The following is a 5,600-nucleotide window of genomic DNA, read 5'->3' as shown; positions in this document are numbered from 1 at the left end:
CCCCCCCCAAACCCCCCGGCGCCCCCCCTCACCCCCCCCCCCCCCCCCCAGCGGGTGCAGCACCCGCCGCAACAGCCTGTTCAGGCGCAGCCTGCAGCACAGCCAGCCCCGGCACCGCAGGTTGAGCCAGAGCCCGTTGTAGAGCCAGAACCGGTTGTTGAAAAACCGCAGCGTAAAGAAGCGGTGATCATTATGAACGTGGCCGCCCATCACGGCAGCCATCTGAACGGTGACGTGCTGCTTAACAGTATTCAACAGGCTGGCTTCAAGTTTGGCGACATGAATATTTTCCATCGCCACCTGAGCCCGGACGGTAGCGGCCCGGCGCTGTTTAGCCTGGCCAACATGGTTAACCCTGGCACCTTCGACCCTGAAATGACGGGCGATTTCGTAACGCCGGGCGTGACGATCTTTATGCAGGTTCCGTCTTACGGTGACGAACTGCAAAACTTTAAGCTGATGCTGCAGTCCGCTCAGCACATCGCTGACGAAGTGGGTGGTGTGGTGCTCGACGACCAGCGTCGCATGATGACGCCGCAGAAACTGCGCGAGTATCAGGACCGCATCCGCGAAGTTAAGGAAGCCAACGCGTAATCGACGCGTTCTCTTCAACTCCTCCTCAACCCCCGCCTGTCGGGGGTTTTTTCTCATTGATGGTGCGATATGGACTCAATCGAACAACAAATCACTGAACTGCGAACCACGCTTCGCCATCATGAATACCTTTATCATGTGATGGACGCACCGGAAGTGCCGGATGCGGAGTACGATCGCCTGATGCGTGAACTGCGCGATTTAGAGGCGCAGCACCCGGAGTTGATCACCCCGGACTCGCCAACCCAACGTGTCGGCGCTGAACCGCTAGGTGCGTTCAGCCAGGTACGTCATGAAGTGCCGATGCTCTCTCTGGATAACGTCTTCGATGAAGAGAGCTTCCTCGCCTTTAATAAGCGTGTGCAGGATCGACTCAAAAGCAGCGACGCCCTGACCTGGTGCTGTGAGCTGAAGCTGGATGGCCTGGCCGTCAGTATCCTGTATGAAAACGGCGTGCTGGTCCGTGCCGCAACGCGCGGTGATGGCACTACCGGGGAAGACATCACCACCAACGTGCGTACCATCCGCGCGATCCCGCTGAAGTTGCACGGCGACAATATTCCTGCTCGTCTGGAAGTGCGCGGTGAAGTTTTCCTGCCGCAGGCGGGCTTCGAGAAAATCAACGAAGAGGCGCGTCGCACCGGTGGGAAGGTATTTGCGAACCCGCGCAACGCGGCGGCAGGCTCTTTACGCCAACTGGACCCGCGTATTACCGCGAAGCGACCGCTTACTTTCTTCTGCTATGGCGTCGGTATTCTGGAAGGAGGGGAGCTGCCGGACACCCACCTCGGGCGTTTGCTGCAGTTTAAAGCGTGGGGCTTGCCGGTCAGCAACCGCGTGCAGCTTTGCGACTCACCGGAGGCGGTTCTTGCGTTTTATCGCAAGGTTGAAGAAGACCGCCCGACGCTCGGTTTTGATATCGATGGTGTGGTGATCAAGGTTAACTCGCTTGCGCTTCAGGAGCAGCTAGGCTTTGTGGCGCGAGCACCACGTTGGGCTGTGGCGTTTAAATTCCCGGCCCAGGAGCAGATGACCTTTGTCCGCGATGTGGAGTTCCAGGTGGGTCGTACCGGAGCCATCACGCCGGTTGCGCGTCTGGAGCCGGTGCACGTGGCCGGTGTGCTGGTGAGCAACGCCACGCTGCATAACGCGGATGAAATCGATCGTCTTGGCCTGCGTATTGGTGACAAAGTGGTGATTCGCCGGGCGGGAGATGTGATCCCGCAGGTCGTCAACGTGGTTCAGTCAGAGCGCCCTGATGATACGCGCGCCATCGTGTTTCCGACGCATTGCCCGGTATGTGGCTCAGACGTAGAGCGTGTGGAAGGCGAAGCGGTGGCTCGCTGTACCGGGGGATTAATCTGTGGCGCGCAGCGTAAAGAGTCACTCAAGCATTTCGTTTCCCGACGGGCAATGGACGTTGACGGCATGGGCGACAAAATTATCGATCAGCTGGTTGAGAAAGAGTATGTCCATACGCCTGCGGATCTTTTCAAACTGACGGCGGGTAAGCTGACCGGTCTTGACCGCATGGGGCCGAAGTCGGCTCAGAATGTGGTGAATGCGCTGGAAGCCGCCAAAGAGACCACGTTTGCCCGTTTCCTCTATGCGCTTGGTATTCGTGAGGTGGGTGAAGCCACCGCTGCAGGTCTGGCGGCGTACTTTGGCACGCTGGACGCGCTGGAGAAAGCGAGCATTGAGGAGCTGCAAAAAGTGCCTGATGTTGGCATTGTGGTGGCCACGCACGTCTTTAACTTCTTTGCCGAAGAGAGCAACCGCGACGTCATCGGAAAACTGCTGGAGCAGGGCATTAAATGGCCTGCGCCGGTCGTCGTCAATGCCGAAGAGATCGACAGCCCGTTTGCCGGTAAAACGGTAGTACTGACCGGCAGTCTCAGCCAGCTTTCACGGGATGATGCGAAGGCGCGTCTGGTGGCACTGGGGGCAAAAGTGGCGGGCAGCGTGTCGAAGAAAACGGATCTGGTGATCGCCGGGGAAGCCGCCGGTTCCAAGCTTGCAAAAGCGCAGGAGCTCGGGATTGAGGTAATCGATGAAGCAGAAATGATGCGTCTGCTGGGAGAGTAACGTGGAAAAAGAGCAGCTCGTCGAGATCGCCAATACGGAGATGCCGTTCGGTAAATATAAGGGCCGCAGGCTGATTGATTTGCCGGAAGAGTACCTTCTGTGGTTTGCCCGAAAGGATGAATTCCCGGCGGGACGACTGGGTGAGCTGATGGCCATCACGCTACTGATTAAAACCGAGGGGCTGACCCAGCTGGTTCAGCCCCTGAAACGTCCTTAAGCCTTCGCGGCGCGGGTCTCTTCCTGCGCCAGTTTTTCCGTCTGACGCTTGTAACGACGCGCCAGTACCGCACAGACCATCAGCTGGATCTGATGGAAAATCATCAGCGGCAGTACCATCATCCCAATCACTGAGGTCGGGAACAGAATGTTGGCCATCGGGATGCCGTTTGCCAGGCTTTTCTTCGAGCCGCAGAACACAATGGTGATTTCGTCTGCTTTGTTGAAGCCGCACTTGCGTGCCACAAAGACGTTTACCGCAATGACTATCGCCAGCAGGACGATACTGACCACTACGATAAACAGCAGCGAGCCTGCGCCCACCTTATGCCAGATACCATTCACCACGGCTTCGCTGAAGGCGGAGTAAACCACCAGCAGGATCGACGTCTGATCGGTTTTTGAGATCCATTTCTTGTGCTTCGCCACAAACGCCCCCGTCCACGGACGAGAAAGATGACCAAGGACAAATGGCAGAAGCAGCTGCAGACAGATTTTCCCGACCTGCTCCAGATTACCGCCTGCACCGTGCATATTCATCAGCAGGCCAACCAGCAGCGGCGAGACGAAAATCCCTAACAGGCTTGATGCCGATGCCGAGCAGACAGCGGCCGCGACGTTGCCGCCTGCCAGCGAAGTAAAGGCAATCGCGGACTGGACGGTGGCTGGCAAAATACAGAGGTAGAGGAAACCGGTATAGAGCGCCGGGTCAACATTGACCGGAGCCCACCACGCAAACAGCACGCCGAGTATTGGGAAAAGAATAAAGGTGCTGCACATGACCCACAGGTGGAGTCGCCAGTGGCTTCCCCCTGCGATAATGGCTTCGCGGGAGAGTTTGGCGCCGTGCATAAAGAACAGCAGCGCGATGGCCGCGGTAGTGAGTCCTTCAAAGAATGGCACAAAACCGCCGCGCGCGGGGAAGAAGGAGGCCAGTAAAACAGTGACGACCAGGGTAAGTGTAAACGGATCAAGAATACGAAATAGTTTCATAATGACTCCTGAAAACAGATGTCGCTATTGTGCTTTGTTCCCTTTGAGAAATAAAATTGATTTATTGCATCTATTCATGAATTAAACAGATGAATTATTCCTTACGTCAGCTTCGCGTTTTTGTCACCGTGGCCCATGCCCGCAGCTTCAGCCGGGCAGGGGAGATCATTGGCCTGAGCCAGTCGGCCGTCAGCCACAGTGTGAAAGAACTGGAACTCCAGACAGGTGTGCGTCTACTCGACCGCACCACGCGTGAAGTGGTATTAACCGAAGCCGGACAGCAGCTGGCACTGCGACTGGAGCGGTTACTGGATGAACTGAACAGCACGCTCAGGGATGTCGGGAGACTGGGGCAGCAGCTTTCTGGCACCGTACGGGTGGCAGCAAGCCAGACGATTTCGGCGCATCTTATTCCGCAGTGTATTGCTGAGGGTAATCAGCGCTATCCGGATATCGATTTTGTGCTGCACGACAGGCCGCAACAGTGGGTGCTGGAGAGCATCCGCCAGGGCGATGTGGATTTTGGCATCGTCATCGATCCCGGCCAGGTGAGTGACCTGGAATGTGAGATTGTGCTTTCTGAGCCTTTTTTGCTGCTCTGTCGGGACGACGATCCGTTGGCAATACTGCCTCATGTCAGCTGGCAGACGCTGCAGGGCGCGAAACTGGTTTTACAGGATTATGCATCGGGCAGCCGTCCGTTGATTGACTCCGCGCTGAATGCTCAGGGGGTAAAAGCAACCATCGTGCAGGAGATTGGTCACCCGGCTACGCTGTTTCCTATGGTTGAGGCAGGCATTGGGATCAGCGTATTGCCTGCCCTGGCGCTGCCGTTGCCACAGGGGAGCCGGCTGGCTGTAAGACGGTTGACCCCGGTGGTTGACAGAAAGCTGATGCTGGTTCGACGAAAAAATCGTTCTCTTTCGGGGGCGGCACAGGCTATCTGGGAAGTGGTGCGTATCCAGGCGCAACGGTTAACCGAAGCCCGCATACGCGACCCACTGTTTAATGCTGCAGATGATTAGATGTAAATATCGATCTGATTGACATCTGATGGGTTGTTTACCCCTTCCACTTTGCCCTGCTTCTGATCTTGTTTCTTCTGGGCCTCTTCCGCCTGCTGGCGCAATAGTTGTGCAAGCTGTGTCTGCAGCACTTTAAGCTGTGCCTGAATGAGCTCCTGCTGTTTTTTCTTCTCTTCCGGGCTGCCGGCACTCTCTGGCAGCTCTTTTAGCTGTTGAGTCAGTTTGGTGATTTGCTCCGTAATGCGGCTGATTTGGGCAGCAATATCGTTGCCACTGGAAGCACTCCCACCACTGTTACTGGTTTGAATAGGGTGGGTTGATGTCTGAATGGTCGTCATAGTCTTTCCTCTTACCATAAAACAGAGATATCGGCACCGATGGTGGGAGCTTGAGGAAAACTGCTATATCTGGCAGGGCGTTAGGCTGGCTGGAGCGGCTACAGGAAGTTTCTGTGCAAAAGATTCGAACCGTCCATATCGCAGATAGTAAAAAAGCGCCTTTAGGGCGCTTTTTTACATTGGTGGGTCGTGCAGGATTCGAACCTGCGACCAATTGATTAAAAGTCAACTGCTCTACCAACTGAGCTAACGACCCGAAATGGTGGGTGATGACGGGCTCGAACCGCCGACCCCCTCCGTGTAAAGGAGATGCTCTACCAACTGAGCTAATCACCCCCGCTGGATCTAT

General features: G+C 56.1%; 6 protein-coding genes and 2 tRNA genes. 4 read left to right on the top strand and 4 right to left on the bottom strand.

The features are described 5' to 3' along the window. The 3 genes from zipA to AK59_RS0123115 all read left to right on the top strand — a co-directional run. On the top strand, window positions 1–594 hold a 594-nt coding region (gene zipA / locus AK59_RS0123125; RefSeq protein WP_029883928.1), incomplete at its 5' end, for a cell division protein ZipA. A gap of 69 nt (window positions 595–663) precedes the next feature. Then, window positions 664–2,679, top strand: a complete 2,016-nt coding sequence (gene ligA / locus AK59_RS0123120) for an NAD-dependent DNA ligase LigA (RefSeq protein WP_013098195.1) — start codon at window positions 664–666, stop codon at window positions 2,677–2,679. A gap of 1 nt (window position 2,680) precedes the next feature. Further along, complete coding sequence (locus AK59_RS0123115; RefSeq protein WP_003861328.1) at window positions 2,681–2,896, top strand: DUF3820 family protein; 216 nt, start codon at window positions 2,681–2,683, stop codon at window positions 2,894–2,896. Here AK59_RS0123115 and AK59_RS0123110 read toward each other — a convergent pair. Further along, window positions 2,893–3,888 (bottom strand): bile acid:sodium symporter family protein, encoded by a 996-nt coding sequence (locus AK59_RS0123110; protein ID WP_029883927.1) that lies wholly within the window; start codon window positions 3,886–3,888, stop codon window positions 2,893–2,895. The genes AK59_RS0123115 and AK59_RS0123110 overlap by 4 nt on opposite strands. Window positions 3,889–3,977: 89 nt before the next feature. Between AK59_RS0123110 and AK59_RS0123105 the strand changes: the two genes are divergently transcribed. Continuing rightward, a complete protein-coding gene (locus AK59_RS0123105; RefSeq protein WP_029883926.1) occupies window positions 3,978–4,913 on the top strand; it encodes a LysR family transcriptional regulator in 936 nt (311 codons plus the stop codon). Here the strand turns inward: AK59_RS0123105 and AK59_RS0123100 are convergent. The 3 genes from AK59_RS0123100 to AK59_RS0123090 form a co-directional block, all read right to left on the bottom strand. Continuing rightward, window positions 4,910–5,251: a FlxA-like family protein gene (locus AK59_RS0123100; protein ID WP_013098192.1), complete on the bottom strand. Its 342-nt coding sequence runs from the start codon at window positions 5,249–5,251 to the stop codon at window positions 4,910–4,912. The genes AK59_RS0123105 and AK59_RS0123100 overlap by 4 nt on opposite strands. A gap of 180 nt (window positions 5,252–5,431) precedes the next feature. After that, window positions 5,432–5,507: transfer RNA gene (locus AK59_RS0123095), tRNA-Lys, on the bottom strand. A gap of 4 nt (window positions 5,508–5,511) precedes the next feature. Further along, window positions 5,512–5,587: transfer RNA gene (locus AK59_RS0123090), tRNA-Val, on the bottom strand. Between the last annotated feature and the right edge of the window lie 13 nt (window positions 5,588–5,600).

Source organism: Enterobacter sp. T1-1, from assembly GCF_000710795.1.
Lineage (GTDB): Bacteria > Pseudomonadota > Gammaproteobacteria > Enterobacterales > Enterobacteriaceae > Enterobacter > Enterobacter cloacae.
Note: the sequence above shows the minus strand (reverse complement) of the source record. Positions and strands in the feature narration are given on the sequence as shown.

What these genes read in the sequence shown, in the direction of transcription:
- ligA (WP_013098195.1), top strand. Translation starts at nt 664, where the DNA reads ATGGACTCAATCGAACAACAAATCACTGAACTGCGAACCACGCTTCGC.
- AK59_RS0123110 (WP_029883927.1), bottom strand. Translation starts at nt 3,888, where the DNA reads ATGAAACTATTTCGTATTCTTGATCCGTTTACACTTACCCTGGTCGTC.
- AK59_RS0123105 (WP_029883926.1), top strand. Translation starts at nt 3,978, where the DNA reads ATGAATTATTCCTTACGTCAGCTTCGCGTTTTTGTCACCGTGGCCCAT.
- AK59_RS0123100 (WP_013098192.1), bottom strand. Translation starts at nt 5,251, where the DNA reads ATGACGACCATTCAGACATCAACCCACCCTATTCAAACCAGTAACAGT.